Genomic DNA, 26855 nt, shown 5'->3' with positions numbered 1-26855 from the left:
CGATGACCAATCTGCAACAGACCCTGGCTCAACTGCGCGAAGCCTTGGGTGAAGCGCAAGTCCTGACCGGCGACGCCATCAACGCTCGACACTACAGCGACTGGACCGGTCACGCGCCCGCCTGCCCGGCGGCATTGCTGCTGCCGCGCACCACCGACGAGGTGTCTGCCGCGCTGCGCATCTGCAACGCCGCGCAACAATCGGTGGTGCCACAAGGCGGCATGACCGGTCTGGCCGGGGGCGCCATTCCACGCACCAGTGATGTCGCCTTGTCCCTGGAACGCCTGCGCGGTATCGAAGAAATCGACGCCGCGTCAGCGACGATCAGCGTGCTGGCCGGCACCACCTTGCAGGACATCCAGCAGGCCGTGCATGACGCAGGCTTTCTGTTCCCGCTCGATCTTGGTGCGCGCGGCTCCTGCCAGATCGGCGGCAACATCGCCACCAATGCCGGAGGCAACGCCGTCATTCGCTACGGCATGACCCGCGAGCTGGTACTGGGCCTGGAGGTGGTGCTGGCCGACGGTCGGGTACTGAACCTGATGAACAAGATGATCAAGAACAACTGCGGTTATGACCTGAAACAGTGCTTCATCGGCAGCGAAGGCACGCTCGGGGTCATCACCCGCGCGGTGTTGAAACTCGCTCCGCAACCGGGCGAAACCACCACATTGCTGTGCGCCCTGCCCGACTACGCCAACGCGGTGAGCCTGTTGCGACGCCTGCAACGCGATGCTGGCACGCCGCAAGCCTATGAACTGATGTGGCAGGACTTCTTCCGCATGGGGGTTTCCTGGCTGGAAAACCCGGTATCGCCGATGCCCGACCACCATCCGCTGTACGTGCTGCTGGAATCGGTGGCTTCCCGCGAAGTTCTGGAACAGACCCTCGAAGCGGCGCTGGAAGCGGGCGAAGTGGTGGACGCGATCATGGCCAGCTCCCACACCCAGGCCCGCGCCTTGTGGAAGATTCGCGAGGCAACCGGCGAGTTTCCCGTGCGTCTGGCGCCGCTGAATTTCGATATCAGCCTGCCGATTGGCCAGATCGGCGACTTCGCACAGATGTGTCGCCAGCGCCTGGAGCAACAATGGCCGGGTAACCACAGCGTGTATTTCGGCCACATTGGCGACAGCAATCTGCACCTGACCGTGGATTGCAACTCCCTGCCGCAGCCTGCGCCGATCCTGGAAATCGAAAACTTGGTCTATACCGCCGTGGGTGAAATGGGCGGCGCGGTCTCGGCCGAGCATGGTATCGGCCTGCTCAAGCGCGAGTTTCTGCACCATTCGGTCAGCCCTGAAGCTTTGGCAACCATGCGCCAGCTCAAGGACTGCCTGGATCCAAGCGGCATTCTCAATCCGGGGAAGATCCTCGGCTGATTGCCGTTGCAGGGTTGTATATACCGGTATGGCACGCTAACTGCAGCGATAGTCACGGATATCACACCGAACCTGACTGAGACGAAGGAGTTACCCAATGCAACTGGATTCCCTGTTCAGTAAAACGTGCAAAAGCTTGAGCATCGCCGTGGCCCTGGCTGCAATGCCGCTGGTGGCTCACGCCGATCAGCTGGCCGACGTGAAGAAAGCCGGCGAGTTGGTCGTGGGTACCGAGTTGCAATTTGCACCCTTCGATTTCACCGAAAACGGCAAGCAGCAAGGCCTGAACTCCGAATTGTTCGAGCAGTTGGGCAAGGAATTGGGTGTCAAGGTCAAGTTCATCGACCTGCCGTGGCCGAGCGTGCTGCCGGGGCTTGAAGCGAAGAAGTTCGACATGGTTGCCGGTCCGATCATCGAGACCAAGGCGCGCCAGGAGCGTTACCACTTTGTCCTGCCAGTCGCCGAAGCGACGGTTGCGCTGATGGTCGGCGCCAAGGACGACAGCATCAAGAAACCCGAAGACATTTCCGGCAAGACCGTCGGCGCTGGCAAGGGCTCAGCACAGCTGGAAGAGCTGAAAAAGTTCGCCGAGACCCTGCCGGAAAAAGTCACCATCCGCGAATACGTGGACAACAACCAGGCCTACGCCGACCTGGCCGCCAAGCGCATCGTCGCAGTGGCCAATTCGCTGCCGAACATCTCTTACGTCGCGGCTAAACAAAAGGACAAGTACAAGGTGGTTGAGCCGCCGTTCGGCAAAAAATCCTACTTTGCCTATCTGGGCCGCAAGGACGCCGATGCCGACAGCCTGATCGCCGCCCTCGACGCCGCCATGCTCAAAATGCACGCCGATGGCCGCCTCGCCGCCCTGCAAAAGAAATGGCTGGGTGCCGAAATGGACGTGCCGAAAGCTGATTTCACGCCAACCTGGTAAGCCCGGATAACCGGGCCCGTTGGAGCGAGGCTTGCCCGCGAATCAGCCGTAGGAGCGACTTTAGTCGCGAAGGCGTCAATCGCCCTCCCGGCTAAAACCGGTCCTACAGCAAGCCTCACTCCAACAAGGGCTCGGCCCCTTTGTGCAAGAATTCTGGAGACACAATGTTCGACTGGCCCTTGCTCGCGCAAAACCTGCCGTTGATGCTCGAAGCGCTGTTGGTGACCCTTGAAGTCACCGTCGCGGCGCTGTGCATCGGTTTTGTGATCGGCATTCTGGTGGGCAGCCTGCGCTTGTCCCCCGTGCCCCTGCTCAGGCGTCTGGGTGGCGGCTATATTTTCGTGTTCCGCGGCATTCCGCTGCTGGTGCAACTGTTGTTCATCTATTACTTCCTGCCGCGCATTGGCCTGCCCAACGTATCGCCTACCGTGGCGGCGGTGATCGGCCTATCGCTGGCGGCAGGCGCTTACATTGCGGAAATCATGCGCGGCGGCTTCCTCGCCATCCCCGAAGGCCAGCTTGAAGCCGCCGGATTGCTGGGTTTGAGCGCCGGACAAATGCTGATCCGGATTCGCGTCCCGCAAGCCGTGCGCCTGACGCTGCCAGCCTTGATCAACGAAATGATCCTGCTGATCAAGGCCTCGTCACTGGTCTCGGTGGTCGGCCTCGCGGACTTGACCCGTACGGCGCAGAACATGGCGGCCAGCGACTACCTGTTCGTGCAGGACTACCTGATGCTGGCGGGCTTCTATTGCCTGATCAACATTCCGCTGGCGTTCTTCGGCGGCCTGCTTGAGCGGCGTTTGAAGGAGCAGTATTGATGATCTTCGATCCGCGAATCATCACTGATCATCTGGGCGAGATCGGCTCGGGATTCATGATTACGCTGGGCACCTGGACCGGCGGCGTCGTGCTCGGCCTAGGTCTGGGCATGCTGATCGCCGTCGCCCAGTTGTTCGGCAATGGCCTGGTGCGCGCGCCGTTACGGGTCTTCATCGAGTTGATCCGCAGCACGCCGTTTCTGGTCCAGTTGTTCCTGATCTATTACGCAGGCCCGACCTTCGGTTTGAGTCTCGACCCGATTCCGGCTGGCGTGTTGGGCCTGGGCATTTATGGCAGCGTCTATTTCGCAGAAATTTTCCGCACCGGCTTTCAGTCGGTGCCGCGCGGTCAGCTCGAAGCTGCCGATACCCTGGGCATCACCCGCAGCCAATGCATCATGCGCATTCAGGTGCCGCAGATGCTGGTGATCATCCTTCCGGCGCTGGTCAATCTGGTCACTATTCTGTGCAAGGAAACCGCCGTGCTATCGATCATTACCATTCCGGAACTGACCATGGTGCTGACCGGAATCGGCTCGGAAACCTTCGCCTTTGTCGAAACCTTGCTGGTGCTGTGCATCGGCTATCTGTTGTTGGTCGAAGCCTGTTCCCGGCTCGGCATGTTCCTTGAGCACAAGGTCGGCCGTTTCATGAACAGGCAAGCCCGATGAGCAGCGTTCAAATTTTGCAACCAGGTGAACTGATGAAAAGCTCCCAGCAACTGGCCGGCGACCGCGAACCCATGCTGACCTTGAACAAGGTCGGCAAAAGCTTCGGCCCCCTGCGCGTGCTCAAGGGGATCGACCTGCAGGTCCGCCATTCGGAAGTGGTGTGCCTGATCGGTCCTTCCGGGTCCGGCAAGAGCACCTTGCTGCGCAGCATGGCGTTTCTTGAAGAGTACGACGAAGGCGAAATCATCATCGAAGGCAAACTGCTCGGCTGGATGCCAGGCAATGGCGCGCCCGGCAAGCCTCGCAAACGCGCGCCGCAGGCGCAGATCAATCAGGTGCGGCGCAACGTCGGCATGGTCTTCCAGCAGTTCAACCTGTGGCCGCACATGACGGCCATCGGCAATGTCTGCGAAGCGCTGCGTCGGGTGCGCAAGTTGTCCGCTGATGAAGCCAACCAACGTGGCATGGCGATGCTCGATAAAGTCGGGCTGGCGCACAAGGCGGCGTCCTATCCGGCGCAGCTGTCCGGTGGCCAGCAACAACGCGTGGCGATTGCCCGGGCCTTGGCCATGGAGCCGCACATCATGCTGTTTGATGAGCCGACCTCGGCGCTGGATCCGGAACTGGTGGGCGAAGTGCTGCAAGTCATGAAAACCCTCGCCAAAGAAGGCATGACCATGGTCGTGGTCACCCATGAAATGGGCTTCGCCGCCCAGGTGGCCGACTCGGTGGTGTTTCTCGATCAGGGCGAAGTGGTTGCACGAGGCACGCCGCAGGAAATATTCCACAACGCCGAACAGCCACGCTTGCAGCAATTCCTGCAGAACTATCTGGATCGCAACGCGTTCTGGCAGGACAACAAGGAGGCCAGCAGCGTATGACCCTTGCAGACTGTGTGATTGTGAGCGCGTGATGAGCACTCCGACCCCGCAAGCCTTGTACCGGCGCGCCAAGGATTACGTGCAGGGCAAACTCAGCTGTGGCGAATGGAAACCGGGCGACCTGATCCCTTCGGAAAATCGCCTGGTGCAGGAGCTGGGCATGTCGCGCATGACGGTCAACCGCGCCCTGCGTGAACTGACCGAAGAAGGCCATCTGCTGCGAGTCTCAGGGGTCGGCACCTTCGTCGCCAAAAGCAAGCCGCAGTCGAACCTGTTGCGCATCACCAACATCGCTGACGAGATCATCGCCCGGGGCCATCGCTACAGCTGTGAGGTATTGCATCTGGCCCGGGAAGCGGCGTCGATGTCGATTGCCGCCGCGCTGTCGCTGACCACTGGCAGCTCGGTGTTCCATCTGCTTTGCGTGCATTGCGAAGAAGGCGTGCCGGTGCAACTGGAGGATCGCTACGTCAACCCGGAACTGGTACCGGATTTCCTCAAGCAGGCGTTCGGCGAACAGCTGCAGCCGGCCCGATATCTGTTGCAGACCATTCGCCCGGACGAAATGGAGCACATCGTCGAAGCCAGTCACCCAAGCGCCGACGAGAGCCGCTACATGCAGATCGACAGCCTGGAACCGTGTCTGGTCTTGATGCGGCGCACCTGGAGCAACGGCAAGATCGTGACCTTCGTACGCCTGACCCATCCTTCATCGCGCTATCGCCTGGGCAGCCGTTTGCCAGTCAACGGTGCGCATCGCGACAGCTGATCCTTTTCGCAACGGACAGTCGGTCACGAAAATGATCGAACGACCGCGCGCCATCGGCCTCGAATTCTTGCAAGCTTATGAATGAGAGGACACAACCATGACCGATCAAAGCCAGAAATCCGTCGACCGCAACGACCCCGCCATTGACCCTGAAAACCCCGATAACGAATTGGGTCAGGGCGAGCAATACCAAGACACCGCAGGCCAGTCCCAAGGCAAGCCGGTAGGCCAGCCTGATACGCAACTGGAGCAAACCCAGGAATCGGGCGGTAGCACCTTTACCCCGGATTATGAGCCAGAAGAAAAACCTGCAGACCAACGCAATCCGCAACCCACCCAAGGGCATGATGCGGATATCAATACTGATGGAGGCTAGTCATCACCCTGTTGGAGCGAGGCTTGCTGTAGGACCGGCTTTAGCCGGGAGGGCAATCGACGCCTTCGCGACTAAGGTCGCTCCTATGGCCGATTCGCGGACAAGTCGAAACGCCGCCCGCTCGCTCCAACAAATTACATCTCAAGTGAATTAATACAAAACATTGCGCAGCCATGCTGTAAACCGGCAGGATCGTTCTGGCGCCTGCTTCGCGGGCCTCTCCCTTGCGAAAAATCCTTCCGGAGCGTTGTTGGTAATGGCTCGACTCACACCCGAACTATCTGTCCCGGTCAGCAATAAACTGACGCCTCTCGAATTTCGCGGGATGGTTGCCATCCTGATTTCGATTGCCCTGGCAACGCTCGATACCGCCATCGCCAATACCGCCCTGCCCGCCATCGCGGCGGACCTGAATGCCTCGCCGGCCGCATCCGTCTGGATCATCAACGCCTATCAACTGGCGGCGGTGGCGACCTTGCTGCCGTTTGCCGCACTGGGCGGGGTGATCGGCCATCGCAAGGTGTATCTCGGCGGTCTGATTCTGTTCGTGGTGTCTTCGGCGCTCTGCACATTCTCCTGGTCGCTGCCCACGCTGACCATCGGCCGGGTTTTGCAGGGCTTGGGCGCCAGCGCGATCATGAGTGTCAATGCGGCGCTGATCAGCTCGATCTTTTCCCGCGAACGTTTGGGCCGAGGGCTGGGCATGAACGCCTTGGTGGTCGGTACGTCATTCGCAGCCGGGCCGACCATCGCTTCGCTGGTGCTGTCGGTGGCGAACTGGCCGTGGCTGTTCGCGATCAACCTGCCAATTGGCATCTTCGCACTGGTGTTCGCCTGGAATTCATTGCCAGTCGCCAAACCAGGCACCCTGACCTTTGATCCACTGACCGCGATGCTTAACGTCATCACCTTCGGCGCGCTGATTTTTGCCCTCAGCCAGGCGGCACAACTAGGTTCGTGGAACAGCGTGTTGATCGCGCTGGCTGTATTTCTCGTTGGGTTCGTGCTGATGCTGCGCCGTGAAGCCGGCCATCCCGCGCCAATGTTTCCTCTGGATTTGCTCAAGCGCCCGATGTTTGCCTTGTCGGCCATGACGGCTTTCTGCTCGTTCGCCGCGCAAGGCCTGGCGTTCGTCTCGCTGCCGTTTTTCTTCGAAACAGTGCTGGCCCGCGACCCGGTACAAACCGGCTTTCTGATGACCCCGTGGTCAGTGGTCGTGGCCATGATCGCGCCGTTTGCCGGGCGTCTTTCCGATCGCTACGCGCCCGGCCTGTTGGGCGGCATCGGCTTGGCTATCCTTTGCGCGGGCATGATTTCCCTGGCGTTCATGTCGCCGAATGCTTCGGCCTGGCAAATTTGCATCAGCATGATTATCTGCGGCCTGGGTTTTGGCTTCTTTCAGGCGCCCAACCAGAAGGCACTGATGACCAGCGCGCCCAGGGAACGGGCCAGCGGCGCCAGTGGCACCATCGCCACCGCACGCCTGATTGGTCAGGCGACCGGTGCGGCGCTGGTCGCCTTCAGTTTCGGGATCTCCGGCGAGCACGGCCCGGTACTGGCGTTGAGCATCGGTGCCGGTTTTGCGGCAGTGGGCAGCATCGCCAGCGGACTGCGACTGGTGACCAAAAACCAGCCTGGCTCGACATCCGCCCAATAGGCGAAGGCCGGATTAACGAGAAAATCTGCAGAGAGTTGACCCGGGTCAGAAAAAAATGTCTGCGTTCCACGACATCTTGGCTATGATGGCACATTGCCTTTAATTGACTGACTTCTCGAACGCATTCTGAGAAAACTCATGCACCACACCCTACAAGCAGAGCACCAACGCCTGGCCGCAGTGCGGGCGGTGCAGTGGCTGGAGACGGCCAACAACGAAAACTTCGACCGCATCTGTCGCCTTGCGGCCGCTTATTTCGATGTGCCAACGGTCCTGGTTTCCCTGGTCGAGGCCGACCGACAGTGGTTTGCCGCACGAGTGGGCTTCGTCCAGAGCGAAACGCCTATCATCCAGTCCTTCTGCGCCCACACCGCCAGGCAGCAGGGTGTGATGCAGGTAATTGATGCCTGCGAAGACACGCGCTTTGCCGACAACGACCTGGTGACCGCTCAGGACGGCATTCGCTTTTATGCCGGCGCGCCTTTGCTGACCCGCGATGGCCATGCCCTCGGCAGCTTGTGCATCATCGACAAGTCGCCTCATCAGCTGAGCCATACCGAAATCCGTGTGCTGGAAGATCTGGCCGAGATGATTATCTCGCAGATTGAACAACGGCAAATGATCCTGACGCGCAACCCGTTCTCGGGATTACCGAACCTGCGCCAGTTTCTGACTGACCACCAGGAACCTTGGCTGAATGAGGAATTCCCAGGCCGTTTGCTGGCCTTGATCGAAATTGTTGACAGTCAATACGAAACGGAACTGGCCCCGCTCAATAACATGACGTCCCTGCAGATGCGCGCCCAGGACATCGCCGGCCGCCTGGAGCAAGTGCTGCTCAGCAGCGTGGGCGTCTACCATGTCAGTGAGCGCCACTGCTGCCTGCTACTGCCGACCAACCGGACAGATAAGACCGAACTGATTCAGATCTTGAGCACGCTGATCTGCGAGCCATGCGCCGAGGATTCGATTTCGACGTTGCCCGCCACACGCATGGGCATCGCGTCTTGCGAAGACGGTAGCCAGTCCATGGGCGAGCTGCTGCGCAAAGCCCGGCACGCCGTCGAAGCGGCCAGTCGCGATGGCATCGACTGGGCGCTCTGGGACGAAAACGAGAACTGCGCCAACCGGCGCGCGCTCGCCCTGAGCCAAGACGTGGTCACGGCCCTCGCCAATGGCGATATCTATCTGATGTTTCAGCCGCGTTTTCGTCTGGAGGATGGCCGCCAGGTGAGTGCCGAGGCGCTGTTGCGCTGGAATCACAGCACGCTGGGGCCAGTCTCGCCTGCCGAGTTCATCCCGCTGATCGAGCGCTCGGGACAGATCAGCACGGTGACCCGTTGGGTCATCGATAAGGCGCTGGCCGCAGCGGCCGAGTGGGAGGATTGCGAATCGAAGGTTTCGCTGAACCTGTCGGCGCTGGACTTCCAGTCCATGGACATCGCCAATGCACTGCGCGACAGCTGCGAGCGGCACCGGATCGCCCCGCATCGGGTTGAAGTGGAAATCACTGAAGGCGAGTGGATCAGGGCGAGCACCACCGTGCTCGGCCAGTTGTCAGACATTCGCGCGCTGGGTGTCGATGTGGCCATCGATGACTTCGGCACCGGCTACAGCAACTTCGCCTACCTGCACGAAATCCCGGCTAATGTCATCAAGCTGGACAAGTCGATCATCACCGACCTGGAAAACAAACCACGCAATCGCATCATTGCCCAATCCATCTTCAAACTGGCCCATGAACTGGGTTACCGCACCGTCGCCGAAGGCATCGAGACTTTCCAGTGCATGGATCTGGTCAGGAGCTTCGGTTGCCATGAAGCCCAGGGATTCTTCTTCTGCCGCCCGCTTTCCGGAGAGCAGATCAAGGGCCTGACGGTTGGCAGCCACATCAAACTGCGCGCTTGAACGGTCGCTTACTTCTCGTCGTCGTAAGGTGGGTATTGGTCGTCATCCACGCGTTTTTCCGAGCCAACGTCCTGACCGTCATCAGGCGCTTTGGCCGGACCGATGGGATCGATTTGCGGGTCGGCAACGTCCGGTGAATCGGGATCGAAGCCGGGATCGTTCCTGGGATCATGCTGATTTGTCGCCATGTTGGTCATCAGTGGCACCTCACACCAAGAGCCCAGAGACGCCTGGGCCATGATTATCGGAAGCCTGTCAGCCAATAGAGTGCTGCGCGCCTGACCAATGGTCGTCCTGCCTCACGCCCCTGAAAAGATCAGCTTGACGCCTTGATGGCCGTCACGGTCATTTCCACCAGCCAACCCGGCGGGACCAGGCGGATAACCTGCGCACGGGTTCGGGTGGGCACGTTCGGCTGAGCAGGTGTGCCGAAATATTGGTTGTATATGGCCGAGAACCCCTCGAAGTCCGCAACGCCGTCCGCAGCCGGGTCCGCCACCAGAAGCGCCTGCATGCTGACAATGTCGCCCAGCCCATAACCGTGGCGAGTCAGCGTCGCTTCGATTTGCCGGATGACGCTCAGCGTCTGCACCGCCGTATCGCCGTAAGCCTGCACGGAACCCGCTGGGGCAGCGTCGTCGACAACCTGTGGCCCGACGCCACTCAACACCAGTTGACGCGCGTTCACCGGCACTTCAATGGCTTCAGCGAACTCCCGGGCCCATGGCTCACTGACGCTGGCGGGGTGCAGGTGACGGATGAGGGGATTGTTGGCTTGAGTTGTCATGTGAAACGGACTCCTGTCATACGAGCATGGACGGGGCGCAGCGGCATGGCTTTGCCCAGCGGTATTTCCGAACTAGCGACCTTCCAGCAACAGCGCGGCCTGATCGAGCAGTGCCAGCGGGTTCTCGGCCTTGTGAATATCCACCGAGAGCAACTGGCGAAAGCGCCGCGCACCAGGAAAACCCTGGCCCAGGCCAAGCACATGGCGGGTGATGTGATGCATCGAGCCGCCGCTGGCAATATGCGCCGCGATGTAAGGACGCAAGGCTGCCAAGGCTTCAGCCCGGCTGATCACTGGCGCGTTGCTGCCAAACAGCTGCTGGTCGACCTGCGCCAGCACATAAGGATTGTGATACGCCTCGCGACCCAGCATCACGCCGTCGAAAATCTGCAAGTGTTCCTGACATTGCTCAAGGGTCTTGATGCCACCGTTGAGGATGATTTCCAGCTCGGGGAAATCCGCTTTCAGTTGCGCCACCACGTCGTAACGCAACGGTGGAATATCCCGATTTTCCTTGGGCGAGAGACCTTCCAGAATCGCGATCCGCGCATGCACGGTAAAACTGGTGCAGCCAGCCTCGCGAACGGTACCGACGAAATCGCACAGCTGCGCATAACTGTCCCGGCCATTGATGCCGATGCGATGCTTGACCGTGACCGGAATCGCGACCCGGTCCTGCATGGCCTTGACGCAATCGGCCACCAGTTGCGGATGCGCCATCAGGCAGGCGCCGATCATGTTGTTCTGCACCCGGTCACTGGGGCAACCGACGTTCAGGTTGACCTCGTCATACCCCGCGTCCTGCGCCAAATAGGCGCACGCCGCCAGATCGGCCGGAACGCTACCGCCCAGCTGCAACGCCAATGGATGCTCGGCTTCATCGTGACGCAGGAAACGTTCATGGTCGCCATTGAGCAACGCGCCAGTGGTGACCATTTCGGTATACAACAAAGCATTTTTCGACAGCAGGCGCAGGAAAAACCGGCAATGGCGGTCAGTCCAGTCCATCATGGGGGCAACGGAAAACCGACGGGAAAGCGTAGAGGCGGGGTTCATCTGCGTGGCGGTTGTCTGTGACATTAGCTCTACGTGTCTCGAAGTCTGTGTGGCGAAGGGCTGCAAGTCTACCAAGAGAAGCCGCCTCATGGAAAAACGCCGAACGCCAGCGGTCCAGGTTTCGCAAATAATCGGGAACAAGCAGCCTGACTGAGGCTCAAAACCAGCACAATCGAGTCGTTGCCCTCTCGCGGATTTACACAGCTCGCTTGAGAGGCCGGCAATGCTCGGGTAATGTCATCCAACCGCACAGGACAGAGCACACTCATGACTTCCAAGCTGGATCAACTCAAAGAATTCACTACCGTTGTCGCCGACACTGGCGATTTCGCAGCGATTGAAAAGCTCAAGCCGGTCGATGCCACGACCAACCCTTCCCTGCTGCTCAAAGCCGCATCGAGCGACAGCAACGGCGACCGCCTGAAAGAAGCGTTCAGTGGCAGCAACGGCGATATCAGCCTGGCCTGTGACCGTTTCGCTGTCGCAATCGGTCAGGAAATCCTCAAGGTTGTGCCGGGTCGCGTGTCCACCGAAGTCGATGCGCGTCTTTCCTTCGACACCGACGCCTGCATCGAACGCGCCGAGCGCCTGGTCGGCCTGTACGACAAGGCTGGCATTGGCAAGGATCGCATCCTGATCAAGCTGGCCTCGACCTGGGAAGGCATCCGTGCCGCCGAAGTGCTGGAAAAGAAAGGCATCCAGTGCAACCTGACCCTGCTGTTTTCCTTCGCCCAGGCCCAGGCCTGCGCCGATGCCGGTGTGTTCCTGATTTCGCCGTTCGTGGGCCGCATCTACGACTGGTACAAGAAAGCCGAAGGCAAGGACTATGTCGGTGCCGAAGACCCGGGCGTGCAGTCAGTGACGCGCATCTACAACTACTACAAGTCCAATGACTACAAGACCGTGGTCATGGGCGCCAGCTTCCGCAATATCAGCCAGATCGAACAGCTGGCCGGTTGCGACCGCTTGACCATCAGCACCGACCTCTTGCAGAAGCTGGCCGACGACACTGGCTCGCTGCAGCGCAAGCTGGCACCTGGCAATGCCGGTGAGCCGCGTCAAACCTTGACCGAAAGCCAGTTCCGCTGGGCTTCCAACGAAGACGCGATGGCCACCGAAAAACTGGCCGAAGGTATTCGTCAGTTTGCTCGCGATCAGGAAAAGCTTGAGGCGTTGCTCTCAGCCAAGGTCTGAATGCACTAAAGGGCGACACCCTCGCGGGTGTCGCCCTTTTTGTTGCCTGCGATTCGGCGCTGAGCCCTAGTGACGCTCCAGGGCGTTGACCAGATCGTGAAAGGCTTCACGGTTGGAATCGTTGAGACCCATGAGGATCTTGTGCGCTTCCAGCACCTTGGCCTTGACCACTTCCTCGCATTGATCCTGGGACGGCAGGTCCGTCAGACACTCAGGACGCGGAATCGGACGGTCAACGATGTTGAACACCTGATCGAAACCCATCGACTGCAAAAGCCGGGTGATGTCTTCATGAGTGGTCACGACCGTCGGCAACAGCCCGACCTTTTGCCGAGACAAAATAGACAACTTGGCCAACAGGCCAAGGGTTGTACTGTCGATGCTGCGGGTTTCGGTCAGATCGATGACGACAGCCGAAAAATTCAGCGCAGTGAAGATCCGCTCAATCGTCGCATCCAAAGCCGAACAAAGGGTCAGACGCACTTCCCCAACGAACTTCAGGACGAAGGTGCCGTCCTGCTCGGCGAACTGGATTCTACCGGTACTCATTCAAGGTTCCTGCTCAGCACTAACAAGGCGATATCATCCGGCATCTCCCCTAGCGTGGCCAATCCAAAAATCTGCCGCAGGCCATCCAGGCTGCCGCCCGCCGTTTTTACCAACTCTGGTAACACGGCCTCTTTCTCTTTGAGTGTATCACCGGGCAGAAGGTCCAGAATGCCATCTGATAGCAGGGTCAAGCTGAACGACTCCGGCAAATCAACTTCATGGTCCTGATACGTCGCCTCATTGAACAAGCCGACTGGCAAACCACGACCACCCAGATAACGCGCCTCACCCGGCGTGTACAGCACCGGCAACGGCAAATGGCCGCCAACCGCGTAGGTCAACTTGCCGGTGTCTTCATCGATGACACCGCCCACCATGGTCACGTGTTTGCCCAGCTTACAGCTGATCAAGCCTCGGTTGATATGGCCCAGCACATCCGATGGCTTGAATTCAGGCAATGTGCCACCGCGCTTGGATTCGAACAACAGGCGCGTGGTCATGAACTTCAGCAGCACCGTAATGAACGCCGAAGAAGCGCCATGCCCGGAAACATCCGCCAGATAGAACGCAACCCGGCGTTCATCGACGCGGAAGTAATCCACGAAATCCCCGGACAGGTACAACGACGGGATGATTTCGTGGGCAAACCTGAATTCATCGATCGCCCAAGGGCTGATCGGCAACATGTTCATCTGCACCTGGCGACCGGCGTCCTGGTCTTCCTGCAACAGATGAAGACTGGCTTCGAGTTCGCGATTGGCGGTTTCGAGCTTTTGCCGATAAACCTGGTTTTCCTGCAACAGGCGGGCGCGATCCAGTGCACGACGGACCGAGTGCTCGAGAACCGCAAGGTCTTCAAGAGGCTTGATCAGGTAATCAGCAGCACCCAGACGCAGCGCTTCGACCGCGTCGTTCATGACACCGGCGCCCGAGACGACGATGACCGGCGTTTCGGGAGCAAGGCTGGTGACCTGACGGATCAGTTCGAGTCCACCCATCTGGGGCATGCGCAAGTCGCAGATCACCAGATCAGGCTTTTCCTTCTCGAACAGCTCGATACCCTGCAAGCCATTGCTCGCTTGCAGGACGCTGAAGCCACTGTCTTCCAAATAGGCGGCGAGGCTAGCTCGCACCACTTCGTCGTCATCGATTATCAGCAGCGTGGCACTGGTTTTTTGCATGTGGGCAAACGGCGCCAGATTAGGTTGGCGTAAACGACTCGTTGTACGGGTCAGCTTACTGGATTCGCTTCTAGCCTCTCTGAACCGCGCGCCGTGCTTTTCGCCCTGCGCATGCCATTTCAGAGGTGCCCTTCAAGGCGCAGACGGTACTCCCATCCGCCGGGCGTTTCAAGCATGCTCCGGCGGTCGCTTTGCGTCTTTACATCGCAAATCACCCAGAGTTATAAGAACAGGCAAATAAGCAACTAAAGTGAAGGACAAACCATGAGCCGAAATGATCGAGACTACGACGAAAAGCGCGATTACATCCGCATGCGTGTGGATGCCGACATCAGCTTGCTGTACGCCGGCCAGATCATTCCCGCCGTATGCATTGATTTGTCCAGCTCCGGCATGCAGGTGCAGGCGCCGCGCACCTTCAAGATCGGTGACAAACTGAGCGTCAGAATCGATTCGGAGCACGCCGCACTCAAAGGACTTGAAGCGGAAACGGAAGTGGTCTGGCTGACCGACCTGGAAGACGGCGGGCAGAAACTGGGGCTGACCATTGTGTCCATGAGCTGAGCCGCAGCGGAACTGGCTCACAGTCCACAAAGAATAAAGGCGACCCTGGGGTCGCCTTTATTCATTCAAGCCGGGTCGATCAGAAATCGTCCTTGACCTGACCATCCTTGACCTTGAACTCGCGATTCTGCAGATACGCATTGCGGATGAAGGTGTATTTGTCACCGGTGATCAGGCGCTCAGCCGACAGCAGGCTGGCGCGGGTGTCGACGACGTTCACGGCGCGTGCGGTGTTACGGGTCGGTACGTGATCAATGTAGTGATACGCCGAAGTGTAGGTGTCCGGATAAATCGCAACTGTGTCACGCACCGTGCTTGGGCCGAGCAATGGCAGCATCACAAACGGGCCGCTTCCTACACCCCAGTAACCCAACGTCTGACCGAAGTCTTCATCGTTACGTTGCAGGCCCATTTTGGTCCCCACGTCGATGAAGCCCAGTACGCCAAAAGTGGTGTTGAAAATCAGGCGAGCCGTGTCCACGCCAGCGTCGGCAGGTTTGGCCTGCAGAACGTTGTTGGCCAGGTTGCGCACATCACCGATGTTGTTGAAGAAGTTATGCACGCCGTCTTCGACAAACTGCGGTGTAACGTATTGATAACCCTGGGCGATTGGCTTCAAGGCATAGGTATCGATCGTATCGTTGAAACGGAAGATGGCGCGGTTGACGCCCTCCCATGGATCTTCCTCGGCAGCCTGGGCGGCCATTGGAACCAGCGCTACACCGGCGCAAAAACACAGCTGAGCGAGACGATCAAAAAAGCCTGCACCGGTTACGGGCATAGCTGACACTCCTAGTCAAAGTAATCAAGCGGGTGCTACGCCCCCACGTCAAGGCGGGCAGTATAAAGCCATATCGGCAAAATAAGGCAGCATCACTGACGGCCAGGACTGTCAGAACCGCAAAACATTTTATACGCCATCATCAGACGTTCATCTCGCTGTCACAAAAGGCCAGTAGCGTTTCTCGGTATTTCAGAGAGATCATCATGCTTGCGCCGGTCACTGCTCCCCTGCCCGCCTTTACCGCCGTATTGTTCGGCCTGAGTGGCTGTCTGGTGGATTTCGGCGCGCAGGCCTCGAAGAAGCTGATCACCAGCGACCAGGGCCAGGCTACAGCGGGCGCTCTGCAGGTATTGCAAGGCCTGAGCAGACAAGGCGTTCCTTGCGCGTGGCTGGATGAATTACCGGAAACAGTCAGCGAATTGCTGGCCCGCTCGCTGACTTCATTGATCGTGCCTGCGCCAAGGGCATCAACGCCTTGGCCAGCCCCGAACGCTTGCTGGCAGGCACTCATGGCGCTGGGGGTCGATCAGCTCGACGGCAGCGTGTTGGTCAGTGGCGAACCGAAACTGTTGCAGGCCGGCCTCAACGCCGGGTTATGGACGGTCGGCCTCGCGTCCTGCGGCTCTCTGTGCGGGGTGTCTCAGGCGCAGTGGCAGGCACTGAGCAATGCCGAGCGCGAATACCGTCGCGGTCAGGCCACCTTGCAGCTCTACGCATTGGGCGTGCATTCGGTGATCGATCATTTGGGCGAGTTTGAATCCTGCCTGGCTGACATTGCCCTGCGCCGCAGCAAGGGCGAAAAACCCTGAGCAGTGTCTCGGCGTTGATCAACATCATGCAGGCCGCGCCGTAGTGGATTAGTCTTACACCCATAGCGGACCTTTCGCCCGGCGACGAGGTCCATGGGACAGACTTATCAATGAAGGAGCACGTCATGCCTGCCCGCGAACTGCAAGAACAACTCAACACCCTGCGCGAGCAACTGGAGCAGAACCCGCCGCTGTCCGAGAGCGAGCGCGACAACCTGCATCAGCTGATGCAACAGATTGAATCGCAAATCGAACTGGAAAGCGCCACTCAGGATTCCAATCTTGCCGACGACGTCAACCTGGCGGTAGAGCGCTTTGAACTTGACCACCCAGGCATTGCCGGGACCTTGCGCAACATCATCGTGACACTGGGCAATATCGGGATTTGATTCAGCTCGTTGGAGCGAGGCTTGCCCGCGAATCAGATCACCTCGGTGCGCCAGACTCACCGCGTTATCGTTCTTCGCGGGCAAGCCTCGCTCCAACAAATTCCGGTTTACTGCCGCGCCAGCCGGCGATTCTCGAAACTGATCGTTTCGGTGCTGCGATACGGGTTGATATCCAGCCCGCCACGGCGCACGTAACGCGCGTAGACAGTCAGTTTTTCCGGCTTGAGCAGGCGTTGCAGATCCAGAAAGATACGTTCGACACATTGCTCGTGAAAATCCGAATGTTGCCTGAAGCTCACGATGTACGCCAACAGGCTCGCGTGATCCAGGGCAGCGCCCCGGTACTCCACCGCAACGCTGCCCCAATCCGGCTGACTGGTCACCGGGCAATTGGATTTGAGCAAGTGACTGTGTACCGCCTCCTCCACCACGCGCGAATCATCGCAACGCAGTAATTCAGGTTGCGGGCGATCGTAGCTGTGAATCGTCACGTCCAGATCATCAATGCAAACGCCCGGCAGCGCCGCGACGCCCTCAGCCTCGATATCGGCCAGACTGCGAATCCGCACGCCCACCGGTTTGCCCGCTGCTGCGGACAGATCCTTTTTAAGCGTGGCAACCAGTTCGGCGCGATCGGCGAACGGCGTCTGGTTCAGCGAGTTCAGGTACAGCTTGAAGGATTTGGATTCGATGATATTCGGCGAACTCGCGGGAATACTGAACTCGGCAATCGCCACCACCGGCTTGCCGGAAGGCAGCAGCCAAGACAATTCGAAACAGTTCCAGAAGTCGACACCCTGATACGGCAAGGTCTGCGCCGTCAGTCCCAACTCGGCCCATTTGGCAGCGCGAGGGATGGGAAACAGCAGCGACGGCGTGTAGGTGGCGATGTATTCACTGGACTTGCCCAGCGGCGAGTGTTCGGCTGCGGGATGCATGACGGTACCTGGATCACATGAAGCGGACGGAATAGACCGGCAGTTTATAGACTTTATGTCCGGTTTTCAGCGACTACTCGGTGATCGTCAGCTTGCCCACCATCCCGGCCTGATAATGGCCGGGGATATTGCAGGCAAATTCCAGGTCGCTGGCTTTGGCGAAGGTCCAGGTCAACTCGGCGGTTTTACCCGGTTCGACGAACACGCTGTTGGGATCGTCATGCTGCATTGCCATCTTGCCATTGCCCATCTCATGCGCCATGTCCTTATGGCTCATTGCGGTTGGCGTCAGCATGCCGCTTTCCTGCATCTTGAGCATTTCCTGCTGATGACGCGCGTGCATGGCCGCATCGCCGAGATTGAACTCGTGCAGCAACTGGCCTTTGTTGACCAGCACGAAGCGCACGGTTTCACCGGCTTTGACCTGCACGGATTTGGGCTCGAAATACATATCGCCCAGCATCAGCTCAACGGTACGGGTCGCCTGAGCCGCAGGCGCAGCATGGCCGAAGTCAAAAGACGACACGGGCGATGCGAGCAAGGGCTGACTTGCGGCCAGCATTGCAACGACCAGCGTGAGGCGAGCGAGGGAACGCATAGGTGTCTCCAAATGAGCGACAATCAATCGTCACACATTACAAGCCGGGCACTGGCAACGAGCTGACGGCAAGATTACAACTTTGTCAGCTTCGCGCCCGCACACACCGCCCGCGCTATAAAGCAGCCTTCGTTGAAGCGTATGAGTCACTCATGAAATTACTGATCGTCGAAGATCAACCGAAAACCGGCCATTACCTGCGTCAAGGCTTGAGCGAAGCCGGTTTCAGCACCGAACTGGTGGCTGACGGCACCAGCGGCCAACACCTGGCACTGACCGGCGATTACGCACTGTTGATTCTCGACGTCATGCTGCCAGGGCGCAGCGGCTGGCAGATTCTGCAAGCCGTGCGCAGCGCTGGTCTGGAAACCCCCGTGCTGTTTTTGACCGCGCGGGATGCCGTGGAAGATCGGGTAAAGGGCCTGGAACTGGGCGCCGATGACTATTTGATCAAGCCTTTTGCCTTCTCCGAATTGCTCGCCAGGGTGCGCACCTTGCTGCGTCGTGGCAGCAGCGCCGCTCAGGAAACCCATTTACAGCTCGCGGACCTGCGCCTGGACTTGCTGCGTCGGCGGGTCGAACGCGACACCCGACGCATCGACCTGACCGCCAAGGAATTCGCGCTGCTCGAATTGCTCATGCGCCGCCAGGGCGAAGTGCTGCCCAAGTCGCTGATTGCTTCGCAAGTCTGGGACATGAATTTCGACAGCGACACCAATGTGATCGAAGTGGCGATACGCCGCCTGCGCCTGAAAATCGATGACGATTTCCCCAACAAACTCATTCATACCGTGCGTGGCATGGGCTATGTGCTTGAAGAGCGCGCACCATGATCCGCCGGATTTCCCTCGCCAGCCGTCTGGCGTTGCTGTTCGCGGCCTGCACTGCAGTGGTTTCCCTGACCGCCGGCGTGCTGTTCAATCACGCCAGCGAAACGCATTTCATGGAACTGGACCAGCAATTGCTCGACAGCAAACTGCCGCAGTTGCGCAGCGTGTTGAGCGGGGTATCGACTCGTGAAGGATTCATCACCCGGGAAGCGCAACTGCGCGCGGAACTGGGCCGTCAACCGGACCTGGCCTTGCGGGTCACTGGCGGCGATGGGGCGATGTGGTTCGATAATTCAAACCTGAAGGTCGAGCAACTTGCTCACTCGGGACTGCACACGCTCAGTGACTCCGAGGCGGCCTATCGTATCTATAGCGTGCCGTTGCAGGAGCAATCAGCTGATTCGCCACAGCTGACATTGATGCTCGATATCACCCATCACCAGCACTTCCTGCAACGCATGCAGCGTTTGATCTGGCTGACCATCGGCCTGTCAGCGCTGGCCACTGCGTTACTCGGCGCCTGGGCGGCGCGCAGTGGATTACGCCCGCTGCGCCAGATGAGCCAGATCGCCGCCAGCGTTTCGGCCAGCTCGCTCACCACCCGCCTGCCGCAAGAGCAAATGCCCAGCGAGCTGGCGGAACTGACCCTGGCCTTCAACGCCATGCTCGGTCGGCTGGATGATGCCTTTCAGCGGCTCTCGGCATTTTCCGCCGACATCGCCCATGAGTTGCGCACGCCGTTATCCAATTTGCTGACCCACACCCAGGTCATCCTGACCCGGGAACGCCCACTGGAAGATTATCGTGAGGCGTTGCTGGGCAATCTGGAAGAAGTGCAAGGCATGGCGCAGATGGTCAATGACATGCTGTACCTGGCCAAGGCCGAACATGGCTTGCTGATTCCGGTGCGCGAACGCTTGCAGCTGCATGAGGAAGCCAGCGCGGTGCTTGAGTACTTCGCGCCTCTGGCCGAAGACGCGCAGGTCAGCATGAGTTGCGAAGGCCAAGCCACCCTCGCTGGCGACCGCACGATGCTGCGTCGGGTGTTTTCCAATCTGCTGGACAACGCCCTGCGCTTTACTCCGGCAGGCGGTTACGTGTCGGTAAAGCTTGGCAGTACGCGGGATGAAGTTGCGATCAGTATCGAAAACAGCGGCCCGACGATTGCCCCAGAGATTCTGCCGCGCCTGTTCGATCGTTTCTACCGCGCCGACCCGGCCCGTCGCGAAAGCAATGAACATGCGGGATTGGGTCTGGCGATCACCCGCTCGATCATCCAGGCCCATGGCGGGAGGATTCGCTGTGAGTCAGCCAGGGGCGTGACGCGGTTTGTGATTGAGTTGCCGTTGTAGGAGATTCCCCGTCGTCTTGATGCCGCGCTGTCGCGAAGCAAACACCGGCCCCGTTGGAGCGCGGCTTGCCTGCGAAGAACGATGACGCGGTAGATCTGGGGCACCGAGGCGCCTGATTCGCGGGCAAGCCACGCTCCAACGATCCGCATATGTGTCTAGCCCCGCAGGTTACTCATACCGCAACGCATGCGCCGGCTGGATCTGCGCCGCGCGCCAGGCCGGGTAGACCGTGGCAAGGAAGCTGAGGATGAAACCGGCGCTGCAGATCAGCAGCACGTCGCCGGCTTGCAGCTCCGAAGGCAGGTTATTGATGAAATACACATCGGAACTGAAGATATGCTGGCCGCTGACCCGCTCCAACCAGCCCACCAGACTGCTGACGTTGATGGCGGCGATCACGCCGAGTACGCCACCGACCAAGGTTCCGACGATACCGATCACCGTGCCCTGCACCACGAAGATCGCCATGATTTGCCCTGGTGTGGCGCCAAGGGTGCGCAGGATCGCGATGTCCGCGCCCTTGTCGTTCACCACCATGATCAGCGTCGCGATAATGTTGAACGCGGCCACGGCGACGATCATCAGCAACAGCAGACCGATCATGGTCTTTTCCATTTTCATGGCGCTGAACAGGCTGCCCTGGGTGTGAGTCCAGTCATCGGCGCGATAATCAGCGCCCAGCCCGGTGGCGATCTGGCTGGACACTTGTGGCGCAGCGTACAAATCTTTCAGAGCCAGACGCACGCCTTGCACCTGATTGGGCTGCCAGCGCTGCATCTGCGCGGCGTCAGCGACGTTGATCAACGCCATCGAGCCATCGAGTTCGGCGCCGACCTTGAACACGCCAACCACAGTCAAACGCTGCAGGCGCGGGGTAATCCCGCCCGGTGCGCTGCTGACTTCAGGAACGATCAGGGTCAGTTTGTCGCCGACATTGAGACGAAAACGCCGGGCGGTCAGCTCGCCGACGACCACACCGAATTCACCGGCTTTCAGATCTTCGAGTTTGCCTTGCACGATGTGCTGCGCAACGATCGAGACTTCGTGCTCCAGCGCAGGATCAACGCCGCTGATTTGAATCGGTTGCATCGAGCCTTTATAGGAAAGCATGCCTTCCATTTCCGTAAACGGCACGGCGGCGGTCACTTCCGGGTTCTTCAAGGCGGCGGCAGCGACGGGCTTCCAGTCGTCCAGCGGCGTCACGCCAGCGATGACCGCGTGGGGCACCATGCCGAGAATCCGCGAGCTCATTTCGCGCTGGAAGCCATTCATCACCGACAGCACGACGATCATCGCCAGCACGCCCAGCGCCAGCCCGATCATCGAGGTCATGGAAATGAACGAGACAAATCGGTTGCGGCGCTTGGCACGGGTGTAGCGCGCGCCTATGAAAATCGATAACGGTCGGAACATTCGAATAACACCGTAGCAAAAAATGCCGCAGAAAAAGTGACCCGGCGCGCTCAGCTGCGCCGGGTTGCGCGATCAGGCGGCGACCAGGTGGCCGTCCTCCAGACGCAACACGCGATCCATCTGCCGCGCCAGGCTCATATCGTGGGTCACCACCAGAAACGCGGTGCGCGACGAGGTGCTCAACTCCAGCATCAGATCCTGAATACCTTGTGCGGTGTGATGGTCGAGGTTGCCGGTCGGCTCGTCGAGCATCACCAGACCCGGCTGGTTGACCAGCGCACGGGCAATCGCCACGCGCTGACGTTCACCGCCGGACAGTTCCGAAGGCTTGTGCTGCAAACGATGCCCCAGGCCAACGCGCTCCAGTAGCGCCGTGGCCTGTTGCCGGGCTTTCGGGATCGCGGTCTTGCCGATCAGCAGCGGCATGCAGACGTTTTCCAGCGCGGTGAACTCGGGCAGCAAATGGTGAAACTGATAGACGAAACCCAGCGAGCGGTTACGCAGCAGGCCACGGGCTTTTTCGCCCAGCGCCGAGAGTTCTTCACCGGCCAGCCAGACACTGCCGGCAGACGGCGTGTCCAGCCCGCCGAGCATGTTCAGCAAGGTACTCTTGCCGGAACCGGAACTGCCGACAATGGCCACGCGCTCACCCGGAAACAACTCAAGCTGCAGGTTGGCCAGAACCACCACCGATTCCGGACCTTCCTCGTAGGACTTGCCCAGGTTACGGCAACTCAATACTGCTTTATCACTCATGCCCGACTCACTCATAACGTAACGCCTCCGCCGGCTGCGTGCGCGCTGCGCGCCAGGCCGGATACAAGGTGGCGAGAAAACTCAGGATCAATGCGGCACCGCAGACCAGCAATACATCTTCGGCCAACAACTGCGATGGCAGGTAGTCGATGAAGTACACGTCGGCATTGAGAAACTTGTGGCCGATCAGGCCTTCGAGGGCGGAAATCGCGGCACTGACGTTCAGCGCGGCAAAAATCCCGAGCACGGCGCCAATGAGCGTCCCGACCACGCCGATCACGGTGCCCTGCACCATGAAGATCGCCATGATCTGTCCTGGCGTGGAACCCAGCGTGCGCAGGATGGCGATATCGCCCTTCTTGTCGTTCACCACCATGACCAGCGTGGAAATGATGTTGAACGCGGCGACGGCGACGATCAGCAACAGCAGCAGGCCGATCATGGCTTTTTCCATACGGATCGCCTGATACAGATTGCCGTGGGTGCGTGTCCAGTCACGGGCGTAATACTGATGCTCGCCGAGGGTTTGCGCGATCTCATAAGCGGTACGCGGTGCCTTGAACAGGTCGTCGAACTTGAGGCGCAGACCTTGCACCTGCTCGGGCTTCCAGCGATGCAGCTTGGCAATGTCATCCAGATTGGTCAGGCCCAGGTAGCCGTCCAGTTCGCCAGCGCCAACATGGAAAATGCCGACCACCGTGAAGCGCTTCATGCGCGGGAACATGCCTGCCGGCGTCACCGTAACTTCCGGTGCAACGAAGGTCAGCTTGTCGCCCATCTTCACGCCCAGCTTGGTCGCGGCCTTGTCGCCAATGACGATGCCGAAGCTGCCGGGGGTCAGATCGTCGAGTTTGCCCTGCTTCATGAAGTTGTCGATGATCGAAACTTTACGTTCCTGAACCGGGTCGATGGCATTGAGCAGGACTTTTTGCACGTTGCCATTGCTGGTCAGCAGGCCCTGCATCTGGGTGAACGGCGCAACGGCCAGCACCTGCGGATTGCGCTGGACCTTGTCGGCCAGGGCTTTCCAGTCGCTGATGGGCTCGGCGGACTCGATGGTCGCGTGCGGCACCATGCCAAGAACGCGGGTACGCATTTCGTGATCGAAACCGTTCATGACCGATAACACGACTATCATCACCACTACGCCAAGGGCGAGCCCGATCATGGAAGTCAGCGAAATAAAGGAGACGAAATGGTTACGGCGTTTTGCACGGGTATAACGCGTGCCGATGAATACAAAAAGAGGTCTGAACATTTAGGGACTTGTTCGGAGGAATGGGAACGTCCTTGTGGCGGGCCTTGGCGCGCAGCTCTACACTCGAAAACATTCTAGGTACTGCTGAGCAACCACTATGACAACCGCCGCTACCATGGGTTCGCCATGTCGACATTAGATGAAGAAGAACGCCGCGAATACTACCGTATCGAGGACAGTGTCGCACTGGAAATTAACCTGCTGGCCGGTGCCGGTGCGGCCGACCTGAAAGCCATGCGCGAGACCTCAGGCCTCTTTGAGCTGCTCAGCGAACTGCACATCAATGAGTTCGAGTCCCAGCATTTGCTGCGTCAGCTGGACGAGCGTGACCGGGTGTTGAGCAGTCTGCTCAAATCGTTGAGCAAACGCATCGACCTGCTCGGCCAGGTGGTCGCGCAAACGGCGCTTGCCAAGCTGGGCGCCCCGCAGCCAGTGATCATTTCTGAAGGCGGCGTGCAATTTTCGTCGCCACAGGCGTACGCAATCGATGCGCAACTGTCGATCAAAATGGTGCTGATGCCGCAGGCGTCGGCTTTGATGCTGCACGCCAAAGTCACCCATTGCGATGCTCTGGCGGGCGGCGAATTCGACGTCGGTACCGAGTTCATCGAGCTGCCTGACTCGCAACGTCAGCTGCTTGCCCGATACATCTTGCAACGACAAGCCCAGCAGCGACGTCAGGCGCTTGAGCAGCAGGAATTGCCGGCCGCCAATCGCTGAACATTCTGCCCATTTCCCAGATAGACCTGACTGCACTCGCAGCAAGAATGACGCCTTGAAGGCCACCAGGAGTAAACGTGACCCTTATTTACGGCCACCGCGGCGCCAAAGGCGAAGCACCGGAAAACACCCTGACCAGTTTCCAGGAATGTCTCAAGCACGGCGTGCGCCGTTGCGAACTGGATTTGCACTTGTCCCGTGACGGGGAATTGATGGTCATCCACGATCCGACCCTCAAACGCACCACCGACCGACGCGGCAAGGTCAACGAAAATCTGGCGGCGGATCTGGTGACTTACGACGCGCGCAAAGGCGGCCCGGGCTGGGTCAATCCTTGCCCGATTCCGACCCTCGAAGAACTGTTCGAGAAATGCGACTTCGAACATTGGCAGCTGGAAGTCAAAAGCGCCTCGCGCACCCGTGCGGCCACGACAGTGCTGGCGATCCGCGAACTTGCGCAACGCCATGGCCTCTTGGACAAGATCACCATCACGTCGAGTTCACGGGAAGTATTGCGTGCGGCATTGGACCTGACGCCGGATATCGCCCGCGGACTGGTGGCCGAATATGCCTGGCTGGACCCATTGAAGGTCGCGCAAAGCTATGGCTGCGAGATTCTGGCGTTGAACTGGACGCTGTGCACCCCGGAGCGGCTGAAGAAAGCCCAGAATCAGGGTTTGCATGTGTCGGTCTGGACAGTCAACGAACCCGCGCTGATGCGCAGGCTCGCCGACTTCGGCGTAGACAGCCTGATTACAGACTTTCCCGGTTTGGCCAGCGCCACGCTCGGGAATTACTGAAATCGGTCTCCCCGGCCGGCTCAGGCCACCGGCCGGAGTCGCTTAAAAAAGCCGGTTGAGGCCATCATAAGCAGCGACCCGATAGGCTTCGGCCATGGTCGGGTAGTTGAACGTGGTGTTGACGAAATACTTCATGGTGTTGGCTTCGCCGGGCTGGTTCATGATTGCCTGGCCGATGTGGACGATCTCGGACGCCTGGTCGCCGAAGCAATGCACGCCCAGCACTTCCAGGGTTTCACGGTGGAACAGGATCTTCAGCATGCCGACCCGCTCGCCGGAAATCTGCGCCCGCGCCATGCCCTTGAAGAACGCCTTGCCCACTTCGTACGGCACCTTGGCCTGGGTCAGCTCGTGTTCGTTCTTGCCGATGGAGCTGATCTCCGGAATCGTGTAAATCCCGGTAGGCACATCATTCACATAACGCCAGCTGCCGTTATCGACCACGCTGCCGGCCGCTGAACGCCCCTGGTCATACGCAGCACTGGCCAGGCTCGGCCAGCCAATCACATCGCCTGCGCCATAGATGTTCTGCACGCTGGTGCGATAGTTATCGTCGACTTCGATCTGGCCACGGCCGTTGGCCTTGATGCCGACGTTCTCCAGGCCCAGCTTGTCGGTGTTGCCGGTACGGCCGTTGCACCAGAGCAAGGCATCGGCCTTGATCTTCTTGCCGGATTTGAGGTGCAGGATCACGCCGTTATCCAGGCCTTCGACCTTTTCATACTCTTCGTTGTGGCGAACCATCACGTTGTTGTTGCTGAAGTGATAACTCAACGCCTGGGAAATTTCCGAATCCAGGAAGCTCAGCAACTGGTCGCGGTTGTCTACCAGCTCGACCATCACCCCCAGTCCGCTGAAGATCGAGGCGTATTCACAGCCGATGACACCAGCGCCATAGATGATCAGTTTGCGCGGGGTGTGGCCCAGGCTGAGGATGGTGTCGCTGTCGTAGATACGCTTGTGGGAAAAATCGATATCGGCTGGACGATAAGGTCGCGAGCCTGTGGCGATGATGATCTGGTTGGCGACGAGTTTTTCCACGACGCCGTTGGAGCACACCACATCGATGCTGCGTTCGTCAGCGAAACTGCCGGTGCCGAAGAACACATCAACGCGGTTGCGGGCGTAGTAGCCGGTGCGCGACGAAACTTGTTTGGCGATGACGATTTCGGCGTTTTTCAACACATCCGGAAACGAAAACCAGCGCGGCTCGCCAATGGCCCGGAACATCGGGTTGGTGTTGAAGTGAATGATCTGCTTGACCGAATGACGCAATGCCTTGGACGGGATGGTTCCCAGGTGAGTGCAATTGCCGCCGACCTGCCGACGGCTATCGACCATCGCGACCTTGCGCCCCGCCTTGGCGGCATTCATTGCCGCGCCTTCACCAGCAGGGCCGGAACCCAGTACCACTACGTCGTAGTTGTAGACAGCCATGCGTACTCCTTAGAACAGGCCGAGCTGCCACTCTGGCATCTCTG

General features: G+C 59.3%; 29 protein-coding genes. 17 read left to right on the top strand and 12 right to left on the bottom strand.

The features are described from left to right. The first annotated feature begins 2 nt into the window (after nt 1–2). The 9 genes from AFK24_RS30825 (at nt 3) to AFK24_RS17955 (ending at nt 9396) form a co-directional block, all read left to right on the top strand. Nucleotides 3–1379 (top strand): FAD-binding oxidoreductase, encoded by a 1377-nt coding sequence (locus AFK24_RS30825; protein ID WP_065834508.1) that lies wholly within the window; start codon nt 3–5, stop codon nt 1377–1379. Nucleotides 1380–1476: 97 nt separating this feature from the next. Then, nucleotides 1477–2313 (top strand): transporter substrate-binding domain-containing protein, encoded by an 837-nt coding sequence (locus AFK24_RS17990; RefSeq protein ID WP_065834507.1) that lies wholly within the window; start codon nt 1477–1479, stop codon nt 2311–2313. Nucleotides 2314–2477: 164 nt separating this feature from the next. Beyond that, nucleotides 2478–3134, top strand: a complete 657-nt coding sequence (locus tag AFK24_RS17985) for an amino acid ABC transporter permease (RefSeq protein WP_065834506.1) — start codon at nt 2478–2480, stop codon at nt 3132–3134. Further along, complete coding sequence (locus tag AFK24_RS17980; RefSeq protein ID WP_065834505.1) at nt 3134–3805, top strand: amino acid ABC transporter permease; 672 nt, start codon at nt 3134–3136, stop codon at nt 3803–3805. Before AFK24_RS17985 ends, AFK24_RS17980 begins: the two co-directional genes overlap by 1 nt. A gap of 32 nt (nt 3806–3837) precedes the next feature. Beyond that, complete coding sequence (locus AFK24_RS17975) at nt 3838–4686, top strand: amino acid ABC transporter ATP-binding protein (protein WP_065834605.1); 849 nt, start codon at nt 3838–3840, stop codon at nt 4684–4686. 31 nt (nt 4687–4717) lie between these two features. Then, the gene (gene hutC, locus AFK24_RS17970; RefSeq protein WP_065834504.1) at nt 4718–5455 is read left to right on the top strand and encodes a histidine utilization repressor; all 738 of its coding nucleotides are present in this window, start codon (nt 4718–4720) and stop codon (nt 5453–5455) included. Between the two features lie 97 nt (nt 5456–5552). After that, the gene (locus AFK24_RS17965) at nt 5553–5831 is read left to right on the top strand and encodes a hypothetical protein (protein WP_065834503.1); all 279 of its coding nucleotides are present in this window, start codon (nt 5553–5555) and stop codon (nt 5829–5831) included. A 325-nt stretch (nt 5832–6156) separates the two neighbouring features. After that, nucleotides 6157–7488 carry an MFS transporter gene (locus tag AFK24_RS17960; protein WP_065834502.1) on the top strand — a complete coding sequence of 444 codons (1332 nt, stop codon included), beginning with the start codon at nt 6157–6159 and terminating at the stop codon, nt 7486–7488. A gap of 138 nt (nt 7489–7626) precedes the next feature. After that, entirely contained in the window at nt 7627–9396 is a 1770-nt protein-coding gene (locus AFK24_RS17955; RefSeq protein ID WP_065834501.1) for a sensor domain-containing diguanylate cyclase, read from the top strand. Nucleotides 9397–9404: 8 nt separating this feature from the next. Here AFK24_RS17955 and AFK24_RS17950 read toward each other — a convergent pair whose 3' ends face one another. From AFK24_RS17950 to dusA, 3 genes are all read right to left on the bottom strand, one after another. Then, complete coding sequence (locus tag AFK24_RS17950) at nt 9405–9593, bottom strand: DUF6021 family protein (protein WP_065834500.1); 189 nt, start codon at nt 9591–9593, stop codon at nt 9405–9407. A 119-nt stretch (nt 9594–9712) separates the two neighbouring features. Next, nucleotides 9713–10183, bottom strand: coding sequence for a RidA family protein (locus tag AFK24_RS17945; RefSeq protein ID WP_065834499.1), 471 nt, complete (start codon nt 10181–10183; stop codon nt 9713–9715). A gap of 72 nt (nt 10184–10255) precedes the next feature. After that, nucleotides 10256–11239 carry a tRNA dihydrouridine(20/20a) synthase DusA gene (dusA, locus tag AFK24_RS17940; RefSeq protein WP_139110534.1) on the bottom strand — a complete coding sequence of 328 codons (984 nt, stop codon included), beginning with the start codon at nt 11237–11239 and terminating at the stop codon, nt 10256–10258. A gap of 267 nt (nt 11240–11506) precedes the next feature. Between dusA and tal the strand changes: the two genes are divergently transcribed. Then, entirely contained in the window at nt 11507–12433 is a 927-nt protein-coding gene (gene tal, locus AFK24_RS17935; RefSeq protein ID WP_065834497.1) for a transaldolase, read from the top strand. 66 nt (nt 12434–12499) lie between these two features. Here the strand turns inward: tal and rssC are convergent, their stop codons facing one another. Further along, nucleotides 12500–12982, bottom strand: coding sequence for an anti-sigma factor antagonist RssC (gene rssC / locus AFK24_RS17930; protein WP_020294101.1), 483 nt, complete (start codon nt 12980–12982; stop codon nt 12500–12502). Next, entirely contained in the window at nt 12979–14163 is a 1185-nt protein-coding gene (rssB, locus tag AFK24_RS17925; RefSeq protein WP_065834496.1) for a two-component system response regulator RssB, read from the bottom strand. Before rssB ends, rssC begins: the two co-directional genes overlap by 4 nt. A gap of 264 nt (nt 14164–14427) precedes the next feature. Here rssB and AFK24_RS17920 point away from each other — a divergent pair, with 264 nt between their 5' ends. After that, nucleotides 14428–14727, top strand: a complete 300-nt coding sequence (locus AFK24_RS17920) for a PilZ domain-containing protein (RefSeq protein WP_065834495.1) — start codon at nt 14428–14430, stop codon at nt 14725–14727. A gap of 79 nt (nt 14728–14806) precedes the next feature. Here the strand turns inward: AFK24_RS17920 and AFK24_RS17915 are convergent, their stop codons facing one another. After that, nucleotides 14807–15508 carry an MlaA family lipoprotein gene (locus tag AFK24_RS17915; RefSeq protein ID WP_065834494.1) on the bottom strand — a complete coding sequence of 234 codons (702 nt, stop codon included), beginning with the start codon at nt 15506–15508 and terminating at the stop codon, nt 14807–14809. A 206-nt stretch (nt 15509–15714) separates the two neighbouring features. Between AFK24_RS17915 and AFK24_RS17910 the strand changes: the two genes are divergently transcribed. Both AFK24_RS17910 and AFK24_RS17905 read left to right on the top strand, forming a co-directional pair. Further along, entirely contained in the window at nt 15715–16320 is a 606-nt protein-coding gene (locus tag AFK24_RS17910; protein ID WP_065834493.1) for a phosphatase, read from the top strand. Nucleotides 16321–16445: 125 nt separating this feature from the next. Continuing rightward, entirely contained in the window at nt 16446–16709 is a 264-nt protein-coding gene (locus tag AFK24_RS17905) for a DUF4404 family protein (protein ID WP_065834492.1), read from the top strand. A 107-nt stretch (nt 16710–16816) separates the two neighbouring features. Here AFK24_RS17905 and queF read toward each other — a convergent pair whose 3' ends face one another. Both queF and AFK24_RS17895 read right to left on the bottom strand, forming a co-directional pair. After that, nucleotides 16817–17647, bottom strand: coding sequence for an NADPH-dependent 7-cyano-7-deazaguanine reductase QueF (gene queF, locus AFK24_RS17900; RefSeq protein ID WP_065834491.1), 831 nt, complete (start codon nt 17645–17647; stop codon nt 16817–16819). A 73-nt stretch (nt 17648–17720) separates the two neighbouring features. Next, nucleotides 17721–18245: a cupredoxin domain-containing protein gene (locus AFK24_RS17895; protein WP_065834490.1), complete on the bottom strand. Its 525-nt coding sequence runs from the start codon at nt 18243–18245 to the stop codon at nt 17721–17723. A gap of 152 nt (nt 18246–18397) precedes the next feature. Here AFK24_RS17895 and AFK24_RS17890 point away from each other — a divergent pair, with 152 nt between their 5' ends. Further along, entirely contained in the window at nt 18398–19078 is a 681-nt protein-coding gene (locus AFK24_RS17890; RefSeq protein ID WP_065834489.1) for a heavy metal response regulator transcription factor, read from the top strand. Then, complete coding sequence (locus AFK24_RS17885) at nt 19075–20427, top strand: heavy metal sensor histidine kinase (protein WP_170826356.1); 1353 nt, start codon at nt 19075–19077, stop codon at nt 20425–20427. Before AFK24_RS17890 ends, AFK24_RS17885 begins: the two co-directional genes overlap by 4 nt. A 168-nt stretch (nt 20428–20595) precedes the next feature. Here AFK24_RS17885 and AFK24_RS17880 read toward each other — a convergent pair whose 3' ends face one another. From AFK24_RS17880 to AFK24_RS17870, 3 genes are all read right to left on the bottom strand, one after another. After that, entirely contained in the window at nt 20596–21840 is a 1245-nt protein-coding gene (locus AFK24_RS17880; RefSeq protein WP_065834488.1) for a lipoprotein-releasing ABC transporter permease subunit, read from the bottom strand. A 72-nt stretch (nt 21841–21912) separates the two neighbouring features. Beyond that, nucleotides 21913–22596 carry a lipoprotein-releasing ABC transporter ATP-binding protein LolD gene (gene lolD, locus AFK24_RS17875; RefSeq protein ID WP_170826355.1) on the bottom strand — a complete coding sequence of 228 codons (684 nt, stop codon included), beginning with the start codon at nt 22594–22596 and terminating at the stop codon, nt 21913–21915. A 7-nt stretch (nt 22597–22603) separates the two neighbouring features. Further along, nucleotides 22604–23854 (bottom strand): lipoprotein-releasing ABC transporter permease subunit, encoded by a 1251-nt coding sequence (locus AFK24_RS17870; RefSeq protein WP_065834486.1) that lies wholly within the window; start codon nt 23852–23854, stop codon nt 22604–22606. A 126-nt stretch (nt 23855–23980) separates the two neighbouring features. Here AFK24_RS17870 and AFK24_RS17865 point away from each other — a divergent pair, with 126 nt between their 5' ends. Beyond that, the gene (locus AFK24_RS17865; protein WP_065834485.1) at nt 23981–24574 is read left to right on the top strand and encodes a PilZ domain-containing protein; all 594 of its coding nucleotides are present in this window, start codon (nt 23981–23983) and stop codon (nt 24572–24574) included. 77 nt (nt 24575–24651) lie between these two features. After that, nucleotides 24652–25374 carry a glycerophosphodiester phosphodiesterase gene (locus AFK24_RS17860; protein WP_065834484.1) on the top strand — a complete coding sequence of 241 codons (723 nt, stop codon included), beginning with the start codon at nt 24652–24654 and terminating at the stop codon, nt 25372–25374. 42 nt (nt 25375–25416) lie between these two features. Here the strand turns inward: AFK24_RS17860 and sthA are convergent, their stop codons facing one another. Beyond that, a complete protein-coding gene (gene sthA / locus AFK24_RS17855; RefSeq protein ID WP_020294116.1) occupies nt 25417–26811 on the bottom strand; it encodes a Si-specific NAD(P)(+) transhydrogenase in 1395 nt (464 codons plus the stop codon). Nucleotides 26812–26855 lie beyond the last annotated feature (44 nt).

The organism is Pseudomonas syringae (assembly GCF_001698815.1).
In the GTDB taxonomy this organism is placed as follows: Bacteria; Pseudomonadota; Gammaproteobacteria; order Pseudomonadales; family Pseudomonadaceae; genus Aquipseudomonas; species Aquipseudomonas syringae_A.
The sequence above is the reverse complement of the archived record's forward strand: the minus strand, read 5'-3'. Positions and strand labels throughout refer to the sequence as shown.